At 67.2% G+C, this 26,577-nt stretch carries 21 protein-coding genes, 1 rRNA gene and 1 riboswitch; of the genes, 20 read left to right on the top strand and 2 right to left on the bottom strand.

The features are described 5' to 3' along the window. The first annotated feature begins 64 nt into the window (after positions 1-64). The 15 genes from HCT51_RS05850 (at position 65) to HCT51_RS05920 (ending at position 15,443) form a co-directional block, all read left to right on the top strand. A complete protein-coding gene (locus HCT51_RS05850) occupies positions 65-802 on the top strand; it encodes an amino acid ABC transporter ATP-binding protein (RefSeq protein ID WP_166871228.1) in 738 nt (245 codons plus the stop codon). A 33-nt stretch (positions 803-835) separates the two neighbouring features. Next, positions 836-1,717: a glutamate ABC transporter substrate-binding protein gene (locus HCT51_RS05855; RefSeq protein WP_166871230.1), complete on the top strand. Its 882-nt coding sequence runs from the start codon at positions 836-838 to the stop codon at positions 1,715-1,717. Positions 1,718-1,804: 87 nt separating this feature from the next. Further along, positions 1,805-2,452, top strand: a complete 648-nt coding sequence (locus HCT51_RS05860; RefSeq protein WP_166871232.1) for an amino acid ABC transporter permease — start codon at positions 1,805-1,807, stop codon at positions 2,450-2,452. Continuing rightward, on the top strand, positions 2,449-3,360 hold the full coding sequence (locus HCT51_RS05865) for an amino acid ABC transporter permease (RefSeq protein WP_166871234.1): 912 nt from the start codon (positions 2,449-2,451) through the stop codon (positions 3,358-3,360). The genes HCT51_RS05860 and HCT51_RS05865 overlap by 4 nt, the downstream gene beginning before the upstream one ends. 20 nt (positions 3,361-3,380) lie before the next feature. Next, complete coding sequence (gene pheS / locus HCT51_RS05870) at positions 3,381-4,421, top strand: phenylalanine--tRNA ligase subunit alpha (protein WP_166871236.1); 1,041 nt, start codon at positions 3,381-3,383, stop codon at positions 4,419-4,421. Next, the gene (pheT, locus tag HCT51_RS05875; protein ID WP_166871238.1) at positions 4,421-6,928 is read left to right on the top strand and encodes a phenylalanine--tRNA ligase subunit beta; all 2,508 of its coding nucleotides are present in this window, start codon (positions 4,421-4,423) and stop codon (positions 6,926-6,928) included. The genes pheS and pheT overlap by 1 nt, the downstream gene beginning before the upstream one ends. A gap of 211 nt (positions 6,929-7,139) precedes the next feature. Next, complete coding sequence (gene argC / locus HCT51_RS05880) at positions 7,140-8,186, top strand: N-acetyl-gamma-glutamyl-phosphate reductase (protein WP_166871240.1); 1,047 nt, start codon at positions 7,140-7,142, stop codon at positions 8,184-8,186. Continuing rightward, a complete protein-coding gene (argJ, locus tag HCT51_RS05885; RefSeq protein WP_166871242.1) occupies positions 8,183-9,337 on the top strand; it encodes a bifunctional glutamate N-acetyltransferase/amino-acid acetyltransferase ArgJ in 1,155 nt (384 codons plus the stop codon). Before argC ends, argJ begins: the two co-directional genes overlap by 4 nt. Continuing rightward, positions 9,334-10,227: an acetylglutamate kinase gene (argB, locus tag HCT51_RS05890; RefSeq protein ID WP_166871244.1), complete on the top strand. Its 894-nt coding sequence runs from the start codon at positions 9,334-9,336 to the stop codon at positions 10,225-10,227. Before argJ ends, argB begins: the two co-directional genes overlap by 4 nt. Further along, positions 10,224-11,423, top strand: coding sequence for an acetylornithine transaminase (locus HCT51_RS05895; RefSeq protein ID WP_255523548.1), 1,200 nt, complete (start codon positions 10,224-10,226; stop codon positions 11,421-11,423). Before argB ends, HCT51_RS05895 begins: the two co-directional genes overlap by 4 nt. Continuing rightward, positions 11,420-12,358 carry an ornithine carbamoyltransferase gene (gene argF, locus HCT51_RS05900; RefSeq protein WP_166871246.1) on the top strand — a complete coding sequence of 313 codons (939 nt, stop codon included), beginning with the start codon at positions 11,420-11,422 and terminating at the stop codon, positions 12,356-12,358. Before HCT51_RS05895 ends, argF begins: the two co-directional genes overlap by 4 nt. Beyond that, positions 12,355-13,791, top strand: coding sequence for an argininosuccinate lyase (gene argH, locus HCT51_RS05905; RefSeq protein WP_166871248.1), 1,437 nt, complete (start codon positions 12,355-12,357; stop codon positions 13,789-13,791). The genes argF and argH overlap by 4 nt, the downstream gene beginning before the upstream one ends. Before the next feature lie 187 nt (positions 13,792-13,978). Beyond that, positions 13,979-14,043, top strand: a riboswitch (guanidine-III (ykkC-III) riboswitch). 10 nt (positions 14,044-14,053) lie between these two features. Continuing rightward, complete coding sequence (locus tag HCT51_RS05910; protein ID WP_166871250.1) at positions 14,054-14,368, top strand: DMT family transporter; 315 nt, start codon at positions 14,054-14,056, stop codon at positions 14,366-14,368. Next, entirely contained in the window at positions 14,369-14,749 is a 381-nt protein-coding gene (locus HCT51_RS05915; RefSeq protein ID WP_166871253.1) for a DMT family transporter, read from the top strand. Positions 14,750-14,849: 100 nt separating this feature from the next. Next, complete coding sequence (locus tag HCT51_RS05920; RefSeq protein WP_166871255.1) at positions 14,850-15,443, top strand: DNA-3-methyladenine glycosylase; 594 nt, start codon at positions 14,850-14,852, stop codon at positions 15,441-15,443. An 11-nt stretch (positions 15,444-15,454) separates the two neighbouring features. Here HCT51_RS05920 and HCT51_RS05925 read toward each other — a convergent pair whose 3' ends face one another. Then, on the bottom strand, positions 15,455-16,006 hold the full coding sequence (locus tag HCT51_RS05925; RefSeq protein ID WP_166871257.1) for a hypothetical protein: 552 nt from the start codon (positions 16,004-16,006) through the stop codon (positions 15,455-15,457). A 3-nt stretch (positions 16,007-16,009) separates the two neighbouring features. Beyond that, positions 16,010-16,642 carry a DNA-binding protein gene (locus HCT51_RS05930; RefSeq protein WP_166871259.1) on the bottom strand — a complete coding sequence of 211 codons (633 nt, stop codon included), beginning with the start codon at positions 16,640-16,642 and terminating at the stop codon, positions 16,010-16,012. A 219-nt stretch (positions 16,643-16,861) separates the two neighbouring features. Between HCT51_RS05930 and glgX the strand changes: the two genes are divergently transcribed. From glgX to HCT51_RS05955, 5 genes are all read left to right on the top strand, one after another. Beyond that, positions 16,862-19,045, top strand: a complete 2,184-nt coding sequence (gene glgX, locus HCT51_RS05935) for a glycogen debranching protein GlgX (RefSeq protein WP_166871418.1) — start codon at positions 16,862-16,864, stop codon at positions 19,043-19,045. Next, a complete protein-coding gene (gene treY / locus HCT51_RS05940) occupies positions 19,042-21,345 on the top strand; it encodes a malto-oligosyltrehalose synthase (RefSeq protein ID WP_166871262.1) in 2,304 nt (767 codons plus the stop codon). The genes glgX and treY overlap by 4 nt, the downstream gene beginning before the upstream one ends. Further along, positions 21,342-23,117: a malto-oligosyltrehalose trehalohydrolase gene (gene treZ / locus HCT51_RS05945; RefSeq protein WP_166871264.1), complete on the top strand. Its 1,776-nt coding sequence runs from the start codon at positions 21,342-21,344 to the stop codon at positions 23,115-23,117. The genes treY and treZ overlap by 4 nt, the downstream gene beginning before the upstream one ends. 13 nt (positions 23,118-23,130) lie before the next feature. Then, on the top strand, positions 23,131-24,438 hold the full coding sequence (gene tyrS / locus HCT51_RS05950; protein ID WP_191413781.1) for a tyrosine--tRNA ligase: 1,308 nt from the start codon (positions 23,131-23,133) through the stop codon (positions 24,436-24,438). A gap of 548 nt (positions 24,439-24,986) precedes the next feature. Continuing rightward, a 16S ribosomal RNA gene (locus tag HCT51_RS05955) occupies positions 24,987-26,509 on the top strand. The last annotated feature ends 68 nt before the right edge of the window (positions 26,510-26,577 follow it).

Here is a 26,577-nt window from a genome sequence, read left to right on the forward strand (position 1 = left end):
ACGCCTCGGTTACAACTGCCGTGGGAGTTTGACCCTGACCGAACGTGAGTGGGAAGGTGAACCCATGGAACCACTCGTCGTGATCGACAACGTCAATAAGCACTATGGCGAACTGCACGTTTTGAAGAACATTTCCACGACCGTCGACAAGGGCGAGGTGGTCGTGGTGATCGGTCCGAGCGGCTCGGGTAAGTCCACCCTGTGCCGCGCGATCAACCGCCTGGAGACCATCGACTCCGGCACCATCACGATCGACGGCAACAAGCTGCCCGAAGAAGGCGCCGGGCTCGCGAAGCTGCGCGCCGACGTCGGCATGGTCTTCCAGTCGTTCAACCTGTTCGCGCACAAGACCGTGCTCGAGAACGTGACCCTCGGCCCGCGCCGCGTGCGTGGCAAGTCGAAGGCTGAGGCAGACAAGCGCGCCATGGAGCTGCTTGACCGCGTCGGCGTCGCCAACCAGGCGAAGAAGATGCCGTCGCAATTGTCCGGCGGGCAGCAGCAGCGCGTTGCCATCGCGCGGTCACTCGCGATGGACCCGAAGCTCATTCTGCTCGACGAGCCCACCTCGGCACTCGACCCCGAGATGATCAACGAAGTGCTCGATGTCATGGTGGGCCTCGCCCACGACGGAATGACCATGCTGGTCGTCACCCACGAGATGGGCTTTGCCCGCAAGGCGGCGAACCGCGTGCTGTTCATGGCGGAGGGCGAAATCGTCGAGGAGGCCACTCCCGAGCTGTTCTTCACCACACCCCAGACTCCGAGGGCGAAGGACTTCCTCTCGAAGATCCTCTCTCACTAACCGGTGGGCGAGACACACAGCAAGGAGACAGGCATGCGACTCAAGAAGAGTCTGACGATCGGTGCGATGGCGCTCGCCGGCGCGCTCGCACTCAGCGGATGTACCGATTCCGGCAGCACCGGCAGCCAGGCACCCGAGGTTGACGCTGAAGCAACCTTCGAGGCCGGCACCACTATGGCAGCGCTCAATGAGGCGGGCACGATCACCATCGGCACCAAGTACGACCAGCCCCTGTTCGGCCTGGCCGACCTCGAGGGCAACCCGCAGGGCTTTGACGTGGAGATCGGCAAGATCATCGCCGCCGAGCTCGGCATCACCGAGGACAAGATCAAGTGGACCGAGACCGTGTCGGCCAACCGCGAGCCGTTCATCCAGAACGGTGACGTCGACCTGGTGATCGCCACCTACACCATCAACGACACCCGCAAGCAGGTCATCGACTTCGCCGGCCCGTACTACGAGGCAGGCCAGGACCTGCTGGTTCTCGCGGGCAACCCCGACAAGATCGAAGGCCCCGAGTCGTTCAAGTCCGACCCGAACCTCAAGGTCTGCACCGTGACCGGGTCCACCTCGCTCACCAACATCAGCGCCTACACGGCGAACGTGCTGCAGGCGGAGACCTACTCGGCGTGCCTGGAACCGCTGCGCAACGGTGAGGTTTCGGCCGTCACCACCGACAACGTGATCCTCGCGGGCCTTGCCGACCAGAACCCCGACGAGTTCGAGGTTCTCGACAAGCCGTTCACGGCTGAGCCTTATGGCATCGGCCTGAAGAAGGGCGATGACGCGTTCCGTACGTTCATCAACGACACCCTGGAGGCCTCCTTCGAGGACGGCCGCTGGGCCGACGCGTGGGAAGCCACCGCAGGCAAGGTGCTGGAGACGCCGGAACCCCCGGCAGTCGACCGCTACTAAGCAAACAACCCCAGTGGTGGCCCGCCCGGTCTGCATGACCTGGCGGGCCATCACCCCGCAACACAGTAAAGAAGAGGAGGTGTGCCGATGGACGCGATCATCCAGTTTTTGCCAGACTTCGCCTGGGCATTCCTGACCACCCTTAGCCTCCTCATCTACGCGGGAATCGGCGCCACGGTACTCGGCGTGCTCATCGCGGCGATGCGCATCTCGCCCGTTGCGTCGTTCAGAACGTTCGCCACGGCGTACACGGAGCTGCTCCGCAACATCCCGTTGACGCTCATCCTGTTCTTCTGCGCGTTCGTGCTGCCGTACCTGCAGGTCGACCTCAGCTACTACACACTGGCGCTGATCGGCCTCACCGCGTACACCTCCCCGTTCATCGCCGAGGCGATTCGCTCCGGCATCAACGGAGTCCCGGTGGGTCAGGCCGAGGCGGCACGCAGTATCGGCCTCCCGTTCGCGCAGGTTCTCTCACTGGTGGTGTTGCCGCAGGCCATCCGCATGGTGATCCCGCCGCTGATCAACGTGTTCATCGCCCTCACCAAGAACACGTCCGTCGCCGGCGCGTTCTTCGTGGTCGAGCTGTTCTCGGTGGCTCGCACCGCCTCGAACGAGCGCGGCGACGAGGTCATCGCCATCCTGGCCGCGACCGCAGCCCTGTATCTCGTGATCACCATCCCGCTCGGAATCCTCGCCGGCCGGGTCGAGAAGAAGGTGGCGGTGCTCCGATGACCTCGATTCTCTACGACGCCCCGGGACCCCGCGCCCGCCGACGCTCCGTTCTGTTCTCCATCGTCGGAGCCATCGTGATTGTCGGTGGGCTGATCGCCCTCATCGCCGCTCTTGCCGCTCCGCGCATCTCCGCCAATGGTGTGGAGACCCCCGGCATGTTCGACGCCTCACGCTGGGACATCTTCCTGGATGTCGCGGTGTGGCGGTTCATCGGTGAAGGCGTGTTGGCCACCTTGCGGATGGCGGCCGTCGCCGCGGTCTTCGCCATCATCATCGGCATCCTGTTCTCCTTCGGCCGCGCCGCAGCGCGCGCCTGGATCCGGGTGCCGGTGTCGGTGCTGCTCGAGTTCTTCCGCGGCATGCCCGTGCTGCTGATGATCCTGTTCACCCTGCTGGTCTTCGGCGTTGCGCCGTTCTGGGCTGGCGTGTCCGCACTCGCGGTCTACAACGGCGCGATCATCGGCGAGGCGCTGCGAGCCGGAATTCAGTCGCTGCCCAAGGGGCAGCGCGAGGCCGGACTCTCGATCGGACTCACCCCGCTGGCCACCCGCTTCCGCATCGAGTTCCCTCAGGCATTCCGGCAGATGCTGCCGATCATCCTGGCCCAGCTGGTCGTCCTGCTGAAGGACACCGCGCTGGCGTACATCGTCGGATACCCGGAACTGCTGCGCACCACCACGCAATACATCGCCAACTCGGTGGGCAACCGCTACTTCTTCTCGTTGTTCTTCGTGGCTCTCGCGATCTACCTGGCGATGAACCTGACGCTGTCCTGGTTCGCGCGCTTCGTCGCCCGTCGCACAGGTCCGAAGCTGGGGGCGGTGGCGCCGGATGCCGACAAGACCATTGGTCTTGAGGGGACGCAGGCGATCACCATGCAACGGCCCACGGACAGGAGCGGACGCTAGCCCCACTAAACTTGGGGCTTGTGTCAGAAGCGAACCTCATCTCCGACCAGGCCGTGGCCGCGGCCGTTGACGCCGCGATCGCGGCGATCACGGCGGCAACGGATTCCGCAGCGCTGAAGCAGGTGCGCGCCACTCATCTCGGTGAGGCATCGCCGCTCGCGCAGTTCAACGCGCAGCTGCGCGACGTTCCCGCCGACCAGAAGGCCGCAACCGGCAAGCTGGTCGGGCAGGCACGCGGGCGGGTGACGCAGGCGTTTACCGTCCGCGAAGCCGAGATCGTGGCTGAAGAGGAGACGGCGAGGCTCGCCGCGGAAGCAGTGGATGTCACGGCCGTCGCCACCCGATGGACCCCCGGTGCGCGTCATCCGCTCACCCTGTTGATGGAAGAGATGTCGGACATCTTCGTCGCCATGGGCTGGGAGGTGGCGGAAGGCCCAGAGCTCGAGAACGAATGGTTCAACTTCGACGCCCTGAACTTTGACGAGGACCACCCGGCACGCGCCACCCAGGACACCTTCTTCGTCGACCCGGTCGAGAAGCACCTGCTGCTGCGCACCCACACCTCGCCGGTGCAGGTGCGTGCCCTGCTCGGCCGTGAACTGCCGGTCTACATCGTGGCCCCCGGCCGCGTCTACCGCAGCGACGAACTCGACGCCACGCACACCCCGGTGTTCAACCAGCTCGAAGGCATCGCCATCGACAAGGGCCTCACCATGGCGCACCTGCGCGGCACCCTCGAACACCTGGCCCGTGCCATGTTCGGCGAGGGCGCGAAGATCCGGCTGCGCCCCAACTACTTCCCGTTCACGGAACCGAGCGCTGAGATGGATGTCTGGCAGCCGAACGCCAAGGGCGGTGCGCGCTGGGTCGAGTGGGGTGGCTGCGGCATGGTCAACCGCAACGTGCTGCGCGCGGCGGGCATCGACCCGGACGAATACCAGGGCTTCGCCTTCGGCATGGGCATCGAACGCACGCTGCAGTTCCGCAATGGCATGAACGACATGCGTGACATGGTCGAAGGCGACATCCGCTTCTCTCAGCAGTTTGGAATGGTTCTCTAATGCGCGTCCCGGTTTCCTGGCTCCGTGAATTCGTCGACGTGCCCGCGGAGGCGACCGCCGAAGACATCCAGGCGGCGCTGGTGCGCGTCGGCCTGGAAGAGGAAGCGGTGCACCGCGCCGAACTCAGCGGACCGATCGTGGTCGGTCAGGTGCTCGAGTTCGCCGACGAACCGCAGTCCAACGGCAAGACCATTCGGTGGTGCCAGGTGGATGTCTCGGCCAACGGCGAACGCGACATCCGCGGCATCGTCTGCGGCGCCCACAACTTCCTCGTCGGCGACAAGGTGGTGGTGTCACTGCCCGGCGCCGTGCTGCCCGGCCCGTTCCCCATCTCGGCGCGCAAGACCTACGGGCATGTGAGCGACGGTATGATCGCCTCCGCCCGCGAGCTCGGCCTCGGCGACGAGCACGACGGCATCCTGCGCCTCACCGAGATCGGGCTCGACCCCGAGACCGGCCTCGACGCGGTGGCGCTGCTCGGCCTGGACGACTACGCCTTCGAGGTGAACGTCACCCCCGACCGCGGCTACGCCCTCTCCATTCGCGGCATCGCCCGCGAGTACTCCAACTCCACCGGGGCCGCCTTCCGCGACCCCGCACACACCCCGACGGTCACCGCGATCGCGCGCACCGCCACCACCGAGACCTTCCCGGTGACGGTCCACGACGAGGCGCCGGTCCGCGGCCGCGTCGGCTGCTCGGCGTTCGTCACCCGCGTGGTCACGGGCATCGACGCGAGCCGGCCGACGCCGGCCTGGATGATCACCCGGCTGAAGCTCGCCGGCGTGCGCTCCATCTCACTGGCCGTCGACATCACCAACTACGTGATGTTCGAGCTCGGCCAGCCGATCCACGGGTACGACCTCGACAAGCTCACCGGCGGCATCACCGTGCGCCGCGCGGCGCCGGGGGAGCGCATCACCACCCTCGACGACGCCACCCGCACGCTGCACCCAGAAGACCTGCTGATCACCGACGAGTCCGGCCCGATCGGGCTGGCCGGCGTGATGGGCGGGGCCGCAACCGAGATTTCGGATGCCACCACCTCGGTGCTGATCGAAGCGGCGAACTTCGACCCGGTGTCGATCGCCCGCACCGCCCGCCGGCACAAACTGCAAAGCGAAGCGTCCAAGCGCTTCGAACGCGGCGTCGACCCGCTGGTGGCGGATGCCGCCGCGGCCCGCGTCGCCGAGCTGCTCGTCGAACTGGGCGGCGGCACCCTGGCGCCGATCGGCTCCCGGCTGTACACCGCAGCGGAGCCCACGCCGATCACCCTCCGCGACGGCTTCATCGCCTCGATCATGGGCGTCGCATACAGCGACGACGAGGTGCGCGGCTCGCTCGAAGCGATCGGCTGCACCGTCGACCGGGTGGAGGGCGCCGTCCTCGCCACCCCGCCGAGCTGGCGCCCCGACCTCAGCGACGAACCCACGCTCGCCGAAGAGGTGGCCCGCATCGTCGGCTATGACCGCATCCCGTCTGTGCTGCCCGTTGCGCCGCCTGGGCGCGGTCTCACCCGCGCCCAGAAACTGCGTCGCGCCGCTGCCACCGTGCTCGCCGCGGGCGGCGCCACCGAGATTCAGGCGTACCCGTTCCTGTCCGAGGCCACGCACCGCCGGTTCTCGGACGACGCCCCCGCCGTGCGCCTGGCCAACCCGCTCGACGGGGAGGAACCGCTGCTGCGGCGCACCCTGCTGCCCGGGCTGGTGGCCGCCGCTCGCCGCAACCTCTCCCGCGGGCTCACCGACCTGGCCCTGTTCGAGGTCGGCACGGTGTTCCTGCCCGACGCCGGAGTGTCCTATGGCAGCGGGCCGCTGCCGGTCGGCAACGCCCGGCCAGACGACAGCCGGCTCGCCGAGCTGAACGGCGGCATCCCGCCGCAGTCCTGGCACGTGGCGGCACTGTTCCTCGGCGACCGCATCCAGAAACAGCCCGGCATCCGCCCGGTGTCCTCGTCGCTTGCCGACGCGATCACCGCCGCCCAGCAGCTGTCGCTGGCGTTGGCGGTCCCGATCCGGATCGAGCAGGGCAACCACACCGCCATGCACCCGGGACGCACCGCCGAGATCTTCGTCGGCGACACCGTCGTCGGCGTCGCCGGTGAGCTGCTGCCTGCGCTGTCCGAGGAGCTCGACCTGCCGCGGGTCGTCGCGGCGCTCGAGCTCGACCTGGACGCGCTCATCGAGCACGGCCGCCGCGAGGTCAGCACCACGCCGATCGTCGGGTTCCCGGCCGCCACCCAGGACCTCTCCCTGGTCGTGCCGGCGGATGTCCCGGCCGCCGACGTGCTCCGCGCCGTCGTCGAGGGAGCCGGCGACCTGCTCGAGGACGTCCGGCTGATCGACGACTACCGCGGCACCGGGGTGGCCGAGGGCACCAAGTCGCTGACCTTCGCGCTGCGCTTTCGCGGCCAGGACCGCACGCTCACCGCCGCGGAGGCGAGCGACGCCAAGCTCGCCGGCGTGGCGGTCGCCGTAGAGCGGTTCGGAGCCACCCTTCGTGAATAGTCGCCGCCCCGCGGGGGTCGATTTCCGTGGCGGCTGCGCGCGCCACTATGGTGGTCGAGTGGACAACCCCCGCGTGGCAGAGCTCCGACGTGACCGTCGAGTCGTTCGCGTGCGCCGATTCTCGGCGACGTCGCACCGCTGATTTCGTCAGCAGGACTGCCGCGTCGCCGCCCCGGCCCCGTGTCCATTCGATCCTCATTAAGGTAGAGACATGTCTCTTTCCGTTGCCGTTGCTGGTGCCAGCGGCTACGCGGGTGGTGAAGTGCTGCGTCTGCTGGCAGCCCACCCCGATGTCACCATCACAACCGTCACAGCCCACTCCAACGCGGGGCAACCGCTCATCCAGGTGCAACCGCACCTGCGGTCGCTCGCGCACCTGACCCTGGTGGAAACCACGCCCGAGAACCTGTCGGGGCACGACGTGGTGTTCGTCGCACTGCCGCACGGCAAGTCGGGAGAGCTCACCGAGCACCTCGGCGACGACACCCTGGTCATCGACTGCGGCGCCGACCATCGCCTCACCGACGAAGCCGACTGGGCGAAGTACTACGGCGGCGAGTTCTACGGGGCCTGGACCTACGGCCTGCCCGAGCTGCCGCTGCGCGCCGGCGGCCGGCAACGCGACAACCTGCTCGGCGCGAAGCGCATCGCGGTTCCCGGCTGCAACGTCACCGCCATCACCTTGGGGCTTGCCCCCGGCATCCAATCCGAAGTGATCCGCTCGGACGACCTCGTGGCCGTGCTTGCCGTGGGCACCTCCGGTGCCGGCAAGAGCCTGAAAACGCACCTGCTGGCCAGTGAGATCCACGGATCCGCGGCACCGTACGCGGTGGGCGGCAGCCACCGGCACAACCCCGAGATCCGGCAGAATCTCACCGCGGCCGGCGGCGAGGGCGTCAGCGTCTCGTTCACGCCGGTGCTGGTTCCGATGTCGCGCGGCATCCTCGCGACCTCGACCGCCGTGCTGCAGCCGGGAGTGAGCGCCGCCGACGTGCGTGCCGCCTGGCAGCTCACCTATGCCCACGAGCCGTTCGTGCACCTGCTGCCGGAGGGCGAGTTTCCGAAGACCGCCGACGTGCTCGGCTCGAACTCGACGCTGATCGGCCTCGCGGTCGACGAGGCAGCCGACCGGGTCGTGGTGATCTCCGCGATCGACAACCTGGTCAAGGGCACCGCCGGTGCGGCCGTGCAATCAATGAACCTCGCGCTCGGCCTGCCCGAGACGACTGGACTTCCGATGGATGGAGTGGCCCCGTGACCGTAACGGCAGCGAAAGGGTTCCGCGCCGCCGGCGTGACCGCCGGCCTCAAGACCAGCGGAGGCAAAGACCTCGCCCTCATCGTCAACGACGGACCGAACAAGGCCGCCGCGGCCGTGTTCACCAGCAACCGGGCGCAGGCCAACCCCATCATCTGGTCAAGGGAAGCCATCAAGGACGGCACCGTCGACGCGGTGGTGCTGAACTCCGGCGGCGCCAACTGTTTCACCGGGGCGCAGGGCTTCCAGACCACCCACGCGACCGCCGAGGCGGTCGCCGAGGGGCTGGGTACCTCAGCCGGCGACGTGCTGGTCTGCTCCACCGGCTTGATCGGCGAGCAACTCGACCTCGACAAGGTGCTGGGCGGCGTGCGATTCGCCGTGGCGGCGCTGCACCCCGAGGGTGGAGCGGATGCCGCGCAGGCCATCATGACCACCGACACCGTGCCGAAGACCTCCACGTATTCTTCAGACGACGGCTGGAGTATCGGCGCCATGGCGAAGGGCGCGGGCATGCTCGCCCCGGCGCTGGCCACCATGCTCGTCGTGATCACCACCGACGCCGACCTCAGCTCCGAGGAGCTCGACACCGCGCTGCGCGCGGCCACCCGGGTCAGCTTCGACCGGCTCGACTCCGACGGCTGCACCTCTACCAACGATCAGGTGACGCTGCTGGCATCCGGAGCATCCGGCGTCAAGCCCGACCTCGACGCCTTCCAGTACGGACTCACCGACGTGTGCATGAACCTCGCCACGCAGCTGATGGCGGATGCCGAGGGCGCCAGTCACAACATCCTGATCCAGGTGATGGGTGCCGCCAGCGAGGACGACGCGGTTGAGGTCGGCCGCTCGGTCGCCCGTAACAACCTGTTTAAGACCGCGGTGTTCGGCAACGACCCGAACTGGGGCCGGGTGCTGGCCGCGATCGGCACCACCCAGGCGGAATTCGATCCATACCAGGTGGATGTCGAGATGAACGGCATCCGCGTCTGCCACGCTGGCGCACCCGATCAGCCGCGTGAGCTGGTCGACCTGACGCCGCGCACCCTGAGCGTCGTGATCGACCTCAAGTCGGGCAGCGAGAGCGCGATCATCCTCACCAACGACCTCACCCACGCGTACGTCGAAGAGAACAGCGCGTACAGCTCGTGACCGCCGCGAAGAAGCACCCCGACGCCGCCGAGAAGGCCGCCACGCTGATCGAAAGCCTGCCCTGGCTGAAGCGCTTCCACGGCGAGATCGTGGTCATCAAGTTCGGCGGCAACGCGATGGTCGACGAAGACCTGCAGCGGGCCTTCGCCGAAGACATGGTGTACCTGCTCTACGCGGGCGTGAAGCCCGTGATCGTGCACGGCGGCGGCCCGCAGATCTCCGCGATGCTCGAGCGACTCGGCATCCAGAGCGAATTCAAGGGCGGCTATCGCGTCACCACCCCGGAGACCATGGACGTGGTGCGGATGGTGCTCACCGGTCAGGTCAGCCGTCAGCTGATCAGCCTGATCAACGAGCACGGTCCGCTCGCCTCCGGGATCTCCGGTGAGGACGCCGGCCTGTTCCGCGGTCGCAAGCGTGGGGCCATGGTCGACGGGGAACTCGTCGACATCGGGCTGGTCGGTGACGTGATCGAGGTGGACCCCGCCGTGGTCCTCGCCGAGGTCAACGCCGGACGCATCCCCGTCGTCTCGTCGGTCGCGCCCGATGCCGACAACGCCGGGCAGGTGCTTAACGTCAACGCCGACTCCGCCGCGGCGGCGCTGGCTGTCGCCCTGCAGGCCGCGAAATTGCTGGTGCTGACGGATGTCGCGGGACTGTACCGTGACTGGCCGAACCGCGACTCGCTGGTCTCGGCGATCAGCGCCGACGAACTGCGCGGCCTGCTGCCCTCACTCGAGGCCGGCATGATCCCCAAGATGACCGCCTGCCTCGACGCCGTCGACGGCGGCGTCGCGAAGGCCGCGATCATCGACGGCCGACAGCCGCACTCCACCCTGCTGGAGATCTTCACCCACGGCGGCATTGGAACGGAGGTGGTGTCTGCGTGACCGAATCGGACACCGTGATCGAAACGTACAAAGACCGCTTCGCCGAGGCGATGATGAAGTCGGCGCCCACTCCGCTGCGGCTGCTGGAGCGCGGCCTCGGCTGCTATGTGTGGGACTCCGACCAGAACCAGTACCTCGACTTCCTCGGCGGAATCGCCGTGAACTCGCTCGGGCACGCGCATCCGGCGCTCGTCGACGCCGTCTCCAACCAGGTGGCACTCGCCGCGCACGTGTCGAATTACTTCGCCACCGCCCCGCAGATCGAGTTGGCCGAGCGCCTGCTGCGGTTGAGCGGCGCCGGCGATGACGGACGGGTCTACTTCGGCAACTCCGGCGCGGAGGCGATCGAGGCCGCCGTGAAGCTGGCCAGACGCAACAACCAGCATGGCCGGATCATCGCCCTGCATCACGGTTTCCATGGGCGCACCATGGGTTCCCTGGCACTCACCGCCAAGGCCGCCCTGCGTGAACCGTTTGAGCCGATGCTGCCCGGCGTCGAACACATCGAGGCCACCGTGCTGGCAATCGAGGCCGCGTTCGCCGAACACCAGCCGGTCGCGGCCGTGGTGATGGAGTTGATTCAGGGCGAGGCTGGCGTGGTCGAACTCGACCAGGAGTTCATCGTGCGCGCCCGTGAGCTGACCGCGCAACACGGCGCGCTGCTGATCATCGACGAGATCCAGACAGGGGCAGGCCGCACCGGCGACTGGTTCGCGTTCCAGGGTGCCGGCATCGTTCCCGATGCGATCGCCGTGGCCAAGGGCATCGCCGGGGGAGTGCCGATCGGTGCGCTCATCACCTTCGGCGCAGCATCCGACTTGTTCACTGTCGGCCAGCACGGCAGCACGTTCGGCGGCAACCCGCTCGCCACCGCCGCAGGCAACGCGGTGCTCGGCGAGATCGAACGCGCCGGCCTGCTCGAGAACGCCGCGTTCCGCGGTGGCCAGTTGAAGAGCGCCATCCTGAAGCTGCAGCATCCGCTCGTGCATGAGGTGCGCGGCCGTGGCCTGCTGCTCGGTATCGGGCTGACCGACGACGTGGCGCATGCGGTGGCCGCACGGGCACTTGACCTCGGGCTGATCGTGAACGCCGCCAACGACACCACCATTCGACTGGCTCCGCCGCTGATCATCGGCGACGCTGAGGTCGAAATATTCATCGATATCTTCGCGCGAGCGCTGGAGGAAGCCCAATGACCCGCCACTTTCTGCGCGACGACGACCTGACCCAGGACGAGCAGCTCGAGATCCTCGACCTCGCCGACAGGTTGAAACGCGAGCGCTGGGCCACTCAGCCGCTCGCCGGCCCGCGCACGGTCGCCGTGGTGTTCGACAAGTCATCCACCCGCACACGAGTGAGCTTCGCCGTGGGCATCGCCGACCTGGGCGGAAGCCCGCTGATCATCAGCACCGCATCCAGCCAGCTCGGCGGCAAGGAGACCCCGTCCGACACGGCGCGCGTGCTCGAGCGCATGGTGGAGGCCATCGTCTGGCGCACCTACGCACAGTCCGGGTTGGAGGAGATGGCCGCGGGCACCACGGTGCCGGTGGTCAACGCGCTGAGCGACGACTTCCACCCGTGCCAGTTGCTCGCCGATCTGCAGACGATCCGTGAACACAAGGGACGCCTCGCCGGTCTCACCGTCACCTTCCTCGGCGACGGGGCGTGCAACATGGCGCAGTCCTACCTGCTGGCCGGCGCCACCGCGGGCATGAACGTGCGGATCGCCGCGCCCGCCGACTACGCCCCGGCACCCGCCGTGGTGGCCGACGCCACCCGCATCGCCGACAGCACCGGCGGCTCGATCGAGATCTTCGTCGACCCGCAGGCGGCCGTCGCTGGCGCCGACATCGTGGTCACCGACACCTGGGTGTCGATGGGCAAGGAGGCCGAGAAGGCGGAGCGACTGGCAACCTTCGGCGAGTACCGGGTGAATGAGGCGCTGATGGCGACGGCCAACTCCGACGCCCTGTTCATGCACTGCCTGCCCGCCGACCGTGGTTTCGAGGTCACCGGGCCCGTGATCGACGGCGCGCAGAGCGTGGTCTGGGATGAGGCGGAGAACCGCCTGCACGCGCAAAAGGCGCTGCTGGTCTGGCTGCTCGAGAAGAACGGTCTGGTGGCAGCATGACCAAGCACGGCACCAACCAGCACGGCACCAACGAGGGCTCCCTTTGGGGTGCCCGATTCGCGTCGGGCCCGTCACCCGAGCTCGCCGCGCTCAGCAAGTCGACGCACTTTGACTGGCAGCTCGCCCCCTACGACATCGCGGGATCCCGCGCCCACGCCGCCGCGCTGGCGGCCGCCGGCTACCTCGACTCCGGCGAACTGGAACGGATGCTCGACGGGCTCAACGCGTTGCTCGCCGCGGTGGAGTCCGGCGAGATCGTCGCCCAGGACAGCGACGAGGATGTGCACGGCGCCCTCGAGGCCGCGCTGATCGGCATCGTCGGGGCAGAACTCGGCGGCAAGCTGCGCGCCGGCCGCAGCCGCAACGACCAGATCGCCACCCTCATCCGCCTGTACCTGCTCGAGAAGGCCGAGCGCATCAGCAAGCTCGTCATCGACCTGATCGACGCCATCGGCGCCCAGGCCGAGACCGCTGGCACTGCCGCAATGCCGGGCCGCACCCACCTGCAGCACGCCCAGCCGGTGCTGCTGGCCCACCACCTGCTCGCGCACGCCTGGCCGCTGGTCCGCGACCTGGAACGCCTGCGCGACTGGCGCACCCGGGCCTCCCTGTCGCCATACGGTTCCGGCGCGCTGGCCGGCAGCTCGCTTGGCCTCGACCCGGCGCTCGTCGCCCGGGAGCTCGGCCTCTCCGGCGTCACCGAGAATTCCATCGACGCCACGGCATCGCGCGATGTCGTCGCCGAGTTCGCGTTCATCACGGCGCAGATCGGCATCGACCTGTCCCGCTTCGCTGAGGAGATCATCCTCTGGAACACCCGCGAGTTCGGCTTCGTCCGCCTCGACGACGGCTACTCCACTGGCTCGAGCATCATGCCGCAGAAGAAGAACCCCGACATCGCCGAGCTCGCGCGCGGCAAGTCCGGCCGGCTGATCGGCAACCTCACCGGGCTGCTGGCCACCCTCAAGGGACTGCCGCTGGCCTACAACCGCGACCTGCAGGAGGACAAGGAGCCGGTCTTCGACTCTGTCGAGACCCTCGAGGTGCTGCTGCCCGCCTTCACCGGCATGGTCGCCACCCTGCGCTTCGACACCGAACGGATGGCGGCGCTCGCCCCGCAGGGCTTCTCTTTGGCCACGGATGTCGCGGAGTGGCTGGTCAAGCAGCACGTTCCGTTCCGTGAGGCCCACGAGATTTCGGGCTCGCTGGTGCGGTTCTGCGAGGAGAACGGACTCGAGCTGCACGAGCCGGATGACGCCCAGTACGCCGCGATCGACCCGCGGCTCACCGCAGGCGTGCGCGAGGTGCTCACCGTCGACGGCGCGATCGCCAGCCGGTCAGGCGTCGGCGGCACCGCCCCCGAGCGCGTGGCCGAGCAGCGAGTAGCCCTCACCGCGCGGGTGCGGGCCGTCACCCCGCGCGCCGAGCTCTAGCCGGGCGCAGGCCCGCGCCCGCGGCGGCCCGCACGACGCCGTGGCCCGGTGAGCGCCGTACTTTCGGCCGAGCGCCGCTGCCGCGGCGGCGGCGCTCGGCCGTTTTCGCGGCGCTCACTGCTTGAGGCGCGCCACCCGCGCCCCGCGGCGTGCACAGCGTTTGACCGGGTACGCGGCTTAGGATCTTTCACGGAACCTCGATGGTTCGCGGACGAGGGAGCAGTACCCGCATCACGACAAGACTGACTCAGAGGAGTTTGTCGTGGCTTGGCTGATTTTAATCGTCGCGGGTGTGCTCGAGGCGGTGTGGGCGTCCGCGCTGTCCGCCTCGAACGGGTTCCGTCGGCTGGGCCCGACGGTGTTGTTCGTCATCGCCCTGGTTTTGAGCATGGCCGGTTTGGCGTTCGCCATGACGGAGCTTCCCACCGGTACCGCGTACGCGGTGTGGGTCGGCATCGGGGCGACGCTCACGGTTGTCTGGGCAATGGTGACGGGCAAGGAGCGCGCATCGACCGCCCGAATCCTGCTGCTGCTACTGCTGGTCGCCTGCGTGGTCGGCCTGAAGGTGGTGAGCTAGGTGGCGTGGTTCATTCTGCTGCTCAGTGCCGTGTTCGAGGCCGTCTGGGCGACCGCTCTCGGGTATTCGAACGGGTTCACTGAGCTCGTCCCGACGATTGTGTTCGGAGTCGGCCTGGCGGCGAGCATGGCCGGCCTCGGCTGGGCGATGAAGCAGATCCCGATCGGCACCGCATACGCGGTGTGGGTGGGTGTCGGCGCAGCGCTGACCGTCAGCTACGCGATGCTCACCGGCGACGAGGCGTTTTCGGCCTGGAAGGCCCTGTTCATCGGCGGCATCATCGTGGCGGTGATCGGGCTCAAGCTAGTCCGCCCACCCCGGCCCGTCGACACGACCGAAATGGTGAGCGCGACAACAACGGCCGAGAGCGAGCGCCGCTGAAACTGACGAGCGCCGGGGTAACAACCGCGGCGCTCGTGGGTTTCGACGGCGCTCACCGCGAGGCGCTCACCCGCTCGCTGGGCTCACGTAAGCTGTCGCCGTGTTCGACCGAGACCTGCTCAGCCGACCCGCGCTCGAGGTCGCCCCGCACCTGCTGGGCGCCACGATCAGCAAGGGCCAGGTCACGGTGCGCCTCACCGAGGTGGAAGCGTATCTCGGCGAAGGCTCAGACCCCGGATCGCACGCGTTCCGTGGGCTGAGCAAGCGCAACGCGGTGATGTTCGGCCAGCCGGGTCACCTGTACACGTACTTCACCTACGGCATGCACGTCTGCGCAAACGTGGTTTGCTCACCGGAGGGCAGCGCCTCCGGCATACTGCTTCGCGCCGGCGAGGTCATCGAGGGCATCGAACTGGCACGCGAGCGCCGCACCACCAGCCGCCGCGACATCGACCTGGCTCGCGGGCCCGCGCGCCTCGCCGTGGCGCTCGGGATCACGCTGACCGACGGCGGCAGCGACCTGGCGGCAAGCGACATCCGCCTCGACCTGCCGAATGACGCGGCGCCGTTCGCCACCGGCCCGCGCACCGGCGTCTCAGGCGCGGGCGGCACCCGTCACTTTCCCTGGCGGTTTTGGATACCGGGTGACCCCACGGTGTCGCCATACAAGGCACACGTCCCGAAGAAGCGCTGAGGCGAAGCGCGCTACCCGAGCCCGACCCTGAGCACGGTGCCGCAGATGGCAGCCCAGATCAGGCTGGCGAGCGTGCCGATGATGAAGCGCTCGCGCACCTCGGGTTCCTTCAGCTCCGAGTAGCGGCCGACACCCTTCACCGCCACCACCAGGGCGAGCGCCTCCGGGTAGCCCACCGCGATGCCGGCGACCACGCCGAGCCGCTCCAGGAAGCCGATGGCGGTGCCGCCGCGCAGCACCTCCTGCGGGTTGTGCTCGCGCAGCACGATGATGCCGCCGTGGGTGCCGGGTGTCGAGCGAGTGGCGAGCCGCAGCACCAGCGCCGCCAACGGCCCGCCGGCGACGATGCCGAGCGTCGCGACGAACAGGCTGATCAACGCGGGCAGCACGTCGAGCGTCAACGCCGGAAGCCCGCCGAACCAGATGATGAACACGCACAGCACCACGGGCACGATCGGCACCACGGACAGTCGCCGGTAGCGCTGCTGCGCCGCGAGCACGGCCGCCACCACGCCGGCGAGGCAGAGCACGGCGACCGTGATCCAGACGATGAGCGAGAGCACTGGTTACCCCTTGTCAGTGTCGGCGGACGCGGCGGCGGATGCGGACGCGTCGTGCGCTTCCATGAGCCTAGCCAGAGCCACGGTCGCTTCCGCCTCAGCGCGCAGGTGTGCCGCCTGCGCGCGCTTGCTCGCGGCCTGCGGGGTGATGCCGAGTCGGGCCGCGGCATCCGCCTGTGACCGCCCGTGACGCACCAGGTCGTACAGCTCCCAGCCCTCGGCGCTGCGCCGTTCCCGCAGGTGCAGCAGCAGGTCGAGCACGGCCTGCAGATCCGATGCGGATGGCGCGACATCCGATCCAACACTGACAATCGCCGTGCGCGTCGCGCGCTTCTTCGCCCGGTCGATCGCGGTGCGCGCGGCGATGAAGGCGTCACCGGATGCCTCGCGCGTCGACCGCGGGAGTGGCAGGTCCACCGGGCCGATGCCGCAGCCGGTGCTCCACTGCTCGGAGCGTGACAACTCCAGCAGCACCCGCAGCGCCGTGCCCGCATCGGCGGTGACCAGCTGCAGCTCGTCGCCTGCCGTGCGTTCGGCGGCGAGCGTCAGCCCGCCGGCCCGGTTGAGCTCGTCCAAGGTGGCGGCCACCTGATCCGAGGTGCCTCGGCTGTTCACCTGATCCGCAGTGATGACGAACATCCGGCCTCCCTGATCAAGCCGACAGGGTTGTCGTCGGCACGATCAACCTTACAAGCATGATTGGCCATTAATCAAACCGCAGGGGTTGATGCGCGCGTCTGTTGTGAGAGCGCAACACCGCTCGAATACCAACCCGACACCGAGCCGACACCTGACAGCGACCGGTCGCAGCGCATAGGCTCGGGACGACATCTGACCTGTCGATCGGGGGCATCAGTGGTGGAAACCTGGCCGGGAACGCCGTATCCGTTGGGCGCGACCTTCGATGGAAGCGGCACCAACTTCGCCCTGTTCAGCGAGGCGGCCTCCCGGGTCGAACTCTGCCTCTTCGATGAGGACGGGGCCGAAACCCGGGTAGCTCTGCGCGAGGTCGACGCCTACGTCTGGCACGCGTATCTGCCACACGTGCAGCCGGGCCAGCGCTACGGCTACCGGGTGCACGGCGACTACCTGCCAGAGCAAGGGATTCGCAACAATCCGTCGAAGCTGCTGCTCGACCCGTACGCCAAGTCGATCGACGGCGCCATCCAGTGGAACCCGTCGCTGTTCTCCTACGACTTCGGCGACCCGGCCAGCCGCAACGATGACGACTCCGCGCCGTACACGATGAAGAGCGTGGTGATCAACCCGTTCTTCGACTGGGCAGGCGACCGGCCGCTGCGCACCCCGTACAGCAACTCGATCATCTACGAGGCGCACGTGAAGGGCCTGACCCAACTGCACCCCGCGGTGCCGGAGGAGCAACGCGGCACCTACGCCGGGGTCGCCCACCCGGCCGTGATCGACCACCTCACCAAGCTCGGCGTGACCGCGATCGAGCTGATGCCGGTGCACCAGTTCGTGAACGACAACACCCTGCAGGACAAGGGGCTGTCGAACTACTGGGGCTACAACACCATCGGCTTCTTCGCACCGCACAACGCATACTCGTCGACCGGCAACACCGGCCAGCAGGTGCAGGAGTTCAAAAGCATGGTGCGCGCCCTGCACAGGGCGGGCATCGAGGTGATCCTTGACGTGGTCTACAACCACACCGCCGAGGGCAACCACCTCGGTCCGACGCTGTCGTTCAAGGGCATCGACAACGCCGCGTACTACCGGTTGGTCGATGACGACCCGCAGTTCTACATGGACTACACCGGCACCGGCAACTCGTTCAACGTGCGGCATCCGCACTCGCTGCAATTGATCATGGATAGCCTGCGCTACTGGGTGATCGAGATGCACGTCGACGGATTCCGCTTCGACCTCGCCGCCGCGCTGGCGCGTGAGTTCTACGACGTCGACAAGCTCGCCACCTTCTTCGAACTGGTGCAGCAGGACCCGGTCGTGTCGCAGGTGAAGTTGATTGCCGAGCCGTGGGATGTCGGACCGGGCGGCTATCAGGTGGGTAACTTCCCGCCGCAGTGGACAGAGTGGAACGGCAAGTATCGCGACACGGTCCGCGACTTCTGGCGAGGCGAACCGTCGACCCTTGGCGAGTTCGCGGCCAGGGCCACCGGCTCCGCCGACCTCTACGAATCGGAGGGGCGCCGCCCGGTGGCGTCGATCAACTTCGTCACCGCGCACGACGGCTTCACCCTGCGCGACCTCGTGTCATACAACGACAAGCACAACGAGGCCAACGGCGAAGCCGGCAAGGACGGCGAGTCCCACAACCGCAGCTGGAACAGTGGGATCGAGGGACCGACGGATGACGCGGACGTGCTCGCTCTGCGCTCCCGCCAGCAGCGCAACTTCCTGGCGACGCTGCTGCTGTCGCAGGGGGTGCCGATGATCACGCACGGCGACGAGTTGGGGCGCACCCAGCAGGGCAACAACAACGTGTACGCGCAGGACTCCGAACTGTCCTGGATCGACTGGAGCACGGTCGACCAGCCGCTGGTCGAGTTCACCGCGGCCGTCGCCCGGCTGCGGCACGAGCATCCGACCTTCCGCCGGATGCGCTACTTCGACGGTCGGCCGGTGACCCGCGGCAAGGGCGAGCCGCTGCCGGACATCGTCTGGCTCACCCCGAGCGGAACCGAAATGGCGGCGAAGGACTGGGACACGCAGTTCGCCCGGTCGGTGGCCGTCTTTCTGAACGGCCACGGCATCCGCGGACGTGATCCGCGCGGCCAGCCGATCACCGACGTCAACTTTCTCGTGCTGTTCCACGCCGACGCCGAGCCGATTGACTTCACCCTGCCTACCGCCCAATTCTCCGAGCACTGGGAGATTGTGGTCGACACCAGCGGGGGAGTGCAGGAGCTCGACACCATCGCGGCCGGCAGCACCCTATCGGTGACCGGGCGGTCGCTGGTGGTGCTGCGCGCGCACAGCCCGCTCGACCATGTGGCGGATGACTCGGTGGCGGCCAGCCTCAGCGTGCTCACCGGCTCGCACACCGAGAAGGTCGGATGAGAATCCCGACCAGCACGTACCGGCTGCAGGTGCGGCCGGGGTTCGACTTCGATGCGGTGGCCGGCGTCATCCCGTACCTGGCCGACCTCGGCGTGGACTGGATCTACCTGTCGCCGATCCTGCAGGCCGAACGCGGCTCGGAGCACGGCTACGACGTCACCGACCCCACCCGCCTCGACGCCGAGCGCGGCGGTGAGGCCGGCTTCCGCCGCGCGGTCGCCGCCGCCCGGCACCACGGCCTCGGTGTGCTGGTCGACATCGTGCCGAACCACCTCGGTGTGGCGACCCCGGCGCAGAACCCGTGGTGGTGGGACGTGCTGAAGCACGGGCAGTCGTCGCCGCACGCCGCGGCCTTCGACATCGACTGGGCGGCGGGCGACGGTCGGCTGCGGATTCCGGTGCTGGGCACGGCGGCGGATGTCGCGGCGCTCACCGTGCTCGGCGACGAGCTGCACTACTACGACCACCGCTTCCCGCTCGCTCCGGGCACGGCGGACGACGGCGCCGACGCGGTTCAGGTGCACGCGCGCCAGCACTACGAACTCGTCGACGGGCGCCGCGCCGACGACGAGTTGAACTACCGGCGCTTCTTCGCGGTGAACAGCCTGGCCGGCCTCCGCGTTGAGCTGCCGCGGGTGTTCGACGAGTCGCATGCACAGGTGGCCCGCTGGTTCGACGAAGGCCTCGTTGACGGGCTCCGAGTCGACCACCCCGACGGGTTGCACGATCCGAAGGGCTACCTCGACCGGCTGCGGGTACTCACCGGTGGCGCGTGGGTGCTGGTGGAGAAGATCCTCGAGCCGGGGGAGGCGCTGCCGGCCAACTGGGCGGTGTCCGGCAGCACCGGCTACGACGCGCTGGCGGTGATCGACCGGGTGCTCACCGATCCAAAAGCCGAGACCCCGTTGATAGCGCTCGATGCGCGGCTGCGCGGCGAGGCCGTCCCGTGGCCGGAGCTGGTGCACCACGGCAAGCGTGAGGTGACCGACGGCATGCTGCGATCCGAGGTGCGGCGGCTGGTGCGGGATCTCGGCTGGGACCGGTTCGACGCCGGCACCACCGAACAGGCGCTCGCCGAGGTGCTCGCCTGCTTCCCGGTCTACCGGTCCTACCTGCCAGACGGGGCCGAGCATCTGGCGACCGCTGTGCGCGAGGCAACCCGTCGCCGTCCGGAACTGGCCGAGCCGCTGCGGGCGCTGTCCGAGGTACTCGAAGATCCGCGACATCCGGCCGCCACGCGTTTTCAACAGACCTCCGGCATGGTGATGGCGAAGGGGGTGGAGGATCGGGCGTTCTACCGGTACTCGCCGCTGACCTCGCTGACCGAGGTGGGCGCCGACCCGTCGGAGTTCAGCGTCAGCGTCGACCGCTTCCACGCAGTGCAGCAGCACCGGCAGGCGCACTGGCCGCACACCATGACCACCCTGTCCACCCACGACACCAAGCGCTCGGAGGATGCCCGAGCCCGGCTGGCGGTGCTCGCCGAACTGCCGGACGACTGGGCCGAGGTGCTCGACGCCCTGCGATCCCAGGTGTCGGTCGGCGACGGGCCGCTGGAGAACCTGCTCTGGCAGGCCACCATCGCGGCGTGGCCGATCGGCCGCGACCGGCTGCTCGGCTACGCGCTGAAGGCCGCCCGCGAAGCCGATCTCAGCACGCACTGGACGGTGCCGGATGAGGCGTTCGAACGGAAGCTCACAAACCTGGTCGATGCGACGGTAGCCGACCCGGTGGTGATCGCTGTCATCACCGCGTTCGTTGATCGGATCAGCGCTGCGGGCTTCTCCAACGGCCTCACCGCCAAACTGCTGCAGCTCACCGCTCCCGGGGTGCCCGACGTGTACCAGGGCAGCGAACTGTGGGAATTATCACTGGTCGACCCAGATAACCGGCGCCCCGTCGACTTCGCCGAACGGGCGCGGCTGCTGGCACGCCTGGACGACGGATGGCGCCCGCCCGTCGATTCTGACGGGGCCGCCAAGCTGCTCATCACCAGCCGCGCGCTGCGACTCCGCCGCGACAACGCCCACCTCTTCACCGGCTACCGGCCGCTGCTCGCGACCGGCGCCGCCGCGGACCACCTCATCGGGTTCGACCGCGGCGGGGCGATCAGCATCGGCACGCGACTGCCGCTCGGCCTCGCCGACGCCGGCGGCTGGCGGGACACCGCCATCCAGCTCGAGTCGGCGCACACCGACCAGTTCACCCGGCGGCGTTACGAGCCCGGCGAGGTGCCACTGGCGACGCTGCTCGAGCACTACCCGGTGGCGTTGCTCTCCGCAGAGGAGGCGCCCCGATGACCGTCCACACCCCATTCTCTGTCTGGGCGCCCACCCCAACCACCGTCCGACTGAGCCTCGCCGACGACACCCTCCCCATGCTCCGCGCCGCCGACGGCTGGTGGACGCCCGAGCCGGACGCCCTGCACGCCGCGCTCGAGCGCGCCGAAGGGCGCCCGGTCGACTACGGCTACCTGCTCGATGACGACCCGACGATGCTGCCCGATCCCCGCTCCCGGCGGCAGCCATCGGGGGTGCACGAGCGCTCGCGCAGTTTCGATCCCGGTGAGTTCGCCTGGTCGGACGCCGCGTGGACCGGTCGGCAACTGGCCGGCGGCGTGATCTACGAACTGCACATCGGAACCTTCACCCGCGAAGGCACCCTGGATGCCGCCGCCGGCCGGCTCGACCACCTGAAGAGCATCGGCGTCGACTTCGTCGAGCTCCTGCCGGTGAACGCGTTCAACGGAACCCACAACTGGGGCTACGACGGGGTGCTCTGGTACGCGGTGCACGAGCAGTACGGGGGACCGGCCGCCTACCAGCGGTTCGTCGACGCCTGCCACGCCGCCGGACTCGGCGTGGTGCAAGACGTCGTCTACAACCACCTCGGCCCGAGCGGCAACTACCTGCCCCGGTTCGGCCCGTACCTGCACCCGGCGTCGGCGAACACCTGGGGTGCGTCGCTGAATCTCGACGGCGACCAGTCCGACCCGGTGCGCCGCTACATCATCGACAACGCCCTGGCCTGGTTCCGCGACTACCACGTCGACGCGCTGCGCCTCGACGCGGTGCACGCGCTCGTCGACCACCGTGCCACGCACCTGTTGGAGCAGGTGGCTCAGGATGTCGCGGTCCTGTCCGCCGAGCTCGGCAGGCCGCTCACCCTGATCGCCGAATCCGACCTGAACGACCCGCGGCTGATCACCCCGCGCGACGCCGGAGGGTACGGGCTCGACGCACAGTGGAGCGACGACTTCCACCACGCCCTGCACAGCAACCTCACCGGCGAGGCGAACGGTTACTACACCGACTTCCACTCACTGGAGGCACTGGACAAGGTTTTACAACGCGGGTTCTTCCACGACGGCAGCTTCTCCAGCTTCCGCGGCCGCAACCACGGTCGGCCGATCGATCGCGACCGGATGCCCACCTGGCGGCTGGTGGTTTGCTCGCAGAACCATGACCAGATCGGCAATCGGGCGGCCGGCGACCGCCTCAGCGCCCAGCTGGACCCGGGCCAGTTGGGCATCGCCGCCGTGTTGGTGATGCTCGGCCCGTTCACGCCGATGCTGTTCATGGGCGAGGAGTGGGCGGCGTCCACCCCGTGGCAGTTCTTCACCTCGCATCCCGAGCCGGAACTCGGCGTGGCCACCGCGAAGGGCCGCATCGCCGAGTTCGCCCGGATGGGCTGGGACGAGAGCACCGTGCCGAACCCGCAGGACCCGGCCACCTTCGACCGGTCGAAGCTGCGCTGGGAGGAACGCGAGCAGGGCGAGCACGCCCGGCTGCTGGCGCTGTACCGGCAGCTCGCCGAACTCCGCGCGGGACACCCCGAGTTCCGCGACCCGCGATTCCGCGACATCCGCACCCGGTTCGACGCCGCAGCCGGCTGGTTCCTACTGGGCCGCGGCGCGGTCAGCATCGCGGTCAACTTCAGCGACCAGCCGACGAGAGTACCGCTCGAGGCCGGCCACCGGATGCTGCTGCTGGCCGCCGACGCGGTGATGCTCGACCGTGACGCGGTGCTGCTGCCGGGGCACGCGTTCGCGGTGCTCGCGACACGCCGCTAGTACAGTGGGAGCCGTGTCAACCTCAGCATCAGCTTTGCAGAATCAGCGAAACGACGACTCCTTCGAGGACGTCTGGGACGAACTCACCTGGCGCGGCCTCGTGCACGTGTCCACGGATGCCGACGAGCTGAAGAAGCTGCTGGCGGGGGAGCCGATCACCTACTACTGCGGCTTCGACCCGACCGCGCCCAGCCTGCACCTCGGCAACCTGGTGCAGATCCTGCTGCTGCGTCGCATCCAGCTGGCCGGACACCGCCCGCTCGGTCTCGTCGGCGGCTCCACCGGGCTGATCGGTGACCCGCGCCCGACCGCAGAACGCACCCTGAACACCAAGGACACCGTCGCGGAGTGGGTTGGTTACCTGCAAGGCCAGATCGAGCGCTTCCTCAGCTTCGAGGGCGACAACGCGGCGCGCATGGTGAACAACCTCGACTGGACCGCGCCGCTGTCGGCGATCGACTTCCTGCGCGAGGTGGGCAAGTACTTCCGGGTCGGCACCATGCTGAAGAAGGATGCCGTGAGCGCCCGCTTGAACAGCGACGCCGGCATCAGCTACACCGAGTTCAGCTACCAGATTCTGCAGGGCATGGACTACCTCGAGCTCTACCGCAGCTACAACTGCGTGCTGCAGACCGGCGGCAGCGACCAGTGGGGCAACCTCACCAGCGGCACCGACCTGATCCACAAGGCGGAGGGCGCCAGCGTTCACGCCATCGGCACCCCGCTGATCACCAACTCCGACGGCACAAAGTTCGGCAAGAGCGAGGGGAACGCCGTCTGGCTCGACCCCGAGCTGACCAGCCCGTACGCCTTCTACCAGTTCTGGGTCAATACCGACGATAAGGATGTCGTCGACCGGCTGAAGATCTTCACCTTCCTCGACCGGACCGAGATCGACCGGCTGGCGGAGGCTGTGGCGAGCGAACCGTTCAAGCGCGAAGCGCAGAAGGTGCTCGCTTTCGAGGTCACCGCCCTGGTGCACGGCGAAGACGCCACGAGAGCCGCGATCGCGGCATCCGCTGCCCTGTTCGGACAGGGCGAGCTTGCCGCACTCGACGCGGTCACGCTCGAGGCCGCGATCCGGGAGCTGCCGCAGGCGGCCGAGGCCAACTCGTCGTCGACGATAGCGCAGCTGCTGGTGGACGCGACCCTCACCAAGAGCCTGGGGGAGTCCCGCCGTGCCATTGCGCAGGGCGGCGTCTATCTGAACAACGACAAGGTGACGGATGACGCGGCAACACTGGGCGCCGCGCTGCTGCACGGTCGCTTCGCGGTGCTCCGACGAGGCAAAAAGTCCCTCGCCGGCGTGGTCATTTCGTAACCGAAAACGGCCGCGAAACTGAACCGCAATCACGGACACGCCCGGGATTTACGTTCATTTGCCGGACTGGAAACATCCACGTAATGTTTCTTCTTGTCACCCCAAAGGTGCGGGAAGCGGAAGAGCTTCCCGGCCTCAAGCCGGGACCAAGCCAACAACAATAGCTGCTTTGCGGCCCAGTTGTTTGTGCGTAACAATGCTGAACCACTTCTAGAAGTGTCTTCGCAGATCAGCCTGATAACGGCGGTCAACGAGGCCAGAAAGAAGTGCTAAGCTAAGGAAGTTGCCCCGAGGGCAGGCCGGATCGAAGATCTGGTTGTAACTCGGGTGCGTCCGATCCTTGAGAACTCAACAGCGTGCACAATGTCAAATGCCAAAAACCTCGGCCCTGACTTCGGTTAGGGAAGAGATTCCTTTGGAAAACATTTAAACAACAAAGCAAGTCAGTAATGATTTGTTCTGTCAGTTTCAAACTTGTGTCTTGTCCGCCTATTCCGGTGGCTGGACACACTAGATGTGCCGGATGTTCGCATCCGTGCAATCAAACATTTACGGAGAGTTTGATCCTGGCTCAGGACGAACGCTGGCGGCGTGCTTAACACATGCAAGTCGAACGATGAAAGAGGAGCTTGCTTCTCTGGATTAGTGGCGAACGGGTGAGTAACACGTGAGTAACCTGCCCTTGACTCTGGGATAAGCGCTGGAAACGGCGTCTAATACCGGATATGACGACCGGCCGCATGGTCTGGTTGTGGAAAGAATTTCGGTCAAGGATGGACTCGCGGCCTATCAGCTTGTTGGTGAGGTAATGGCTCACCAAGGCGACGACGGGTAGCCGGCCTGAGAGGGTGACCGGCCACACTGGGACTGAGACACGGCCCAGACTCCTACGGGAGGCAGCAGTGGGGAATATTGCACAATGGGCGCAAGCCTGATGCAGCAACGCCGCGTGAGGGACGACGGCCTTCGGGTTGTAAACCTCTTTTAGTAGGGAAGAAGCGAAAGTGACGGTACCTGCAGAAAAAGCACCGGCTAACTACGTGCCAGCAGCCGCGGTAATACGTAGGGTGCAAGCGTTGTCCGGAATTATTGGGCGTAAAGAGCTCGTAGGCGGTTTGTCGCGTCTGCTGTGAAAACTGGAGGCTCAACCTCCAGCCTGCAGTGGGTACGGGCAGACTAGAGTGCGGTAGGGGAGATTGGAATTCCTGGTGTAGCGGTGGAATGCGCAGATATCAGGAGGAACACCAATGGCGAAGGCAGATCTCTGGGCCGTAACTGACGCTGAGGAGCGAAAGCATGGGGAGCGAACAGGATTAGATACCCTGGTAGTCCATGCCGTAAACGTTGGGAACTAGATGTAGGGACCATTCCACGGTTTCTGTGTCGCAGCTAACGCATTAAGTTCCCCGCCTGGGGAGTACGGCCGCAAGGCTAAAACTCAAAGGAATTGACGGGGGCCCGCACAAGCGGCGGAGCATGCGGATTAATTCGATGCAACGCGAAGAACCTTACCAAGGCTTGACATATACGAGAACGGGCCAGAAATGGTCAACTCTTTGGACACTCGTAAACAGGTGGTGCATGGTTGTCGTCAGCTCGTGTCGTGAGATGTTGGGTTAAGTCCCGCAACGAGCGCAACCCTCGTCGTATGTTGCCAGCACGTAATGGTGGGAACTCATATGAGACTGCCGGGGTCAACTCGGAGGAAGGTGGGGATGACGTCAAATCATCATGCCCCTTATGTCTTGGGCTTCACGCATGCTACAATGGCCGGTACAAAGGGCTGCAATACCGTAAGGTGGAGCGAATCCCAAAAAGCCGGTCTCAGTTCGGATTGAGGTCTGCAACTCGACCTCATGAAGTCGGAGTCGCTAGTAATCGCAGATCAGCAACGCTGCGGTGAATACGTTCCCGGGCCTTGTACACACCGCCCGTCAAGTCATGAAAGTCGGTAACACCCGAAGCCAGTGGCCCAACCGCAAGGGGGGAGCTGTCGAAGGTGGGATCGGTGATTAGGACTAAGTCGTAACAAGGTAGCCGTACCGGAAGGTGCGGCTGGATCACCTCCTTTCTAAGGAGCATGTGCAAGCCGGCCTGTATACAGCCGGAACTTCTTGCCAAGCCATTTCGGGAACACAT

Origin of the sequence: Salinibacterium sp. ZJ450 (assembly GCF_011751885.2) — a bacterium.
Lineage (GTDB): Bacteria > Actinomycetota > Actinomycetes > Actinomycetales > Microbacteriaceae > Ruicaihuangia.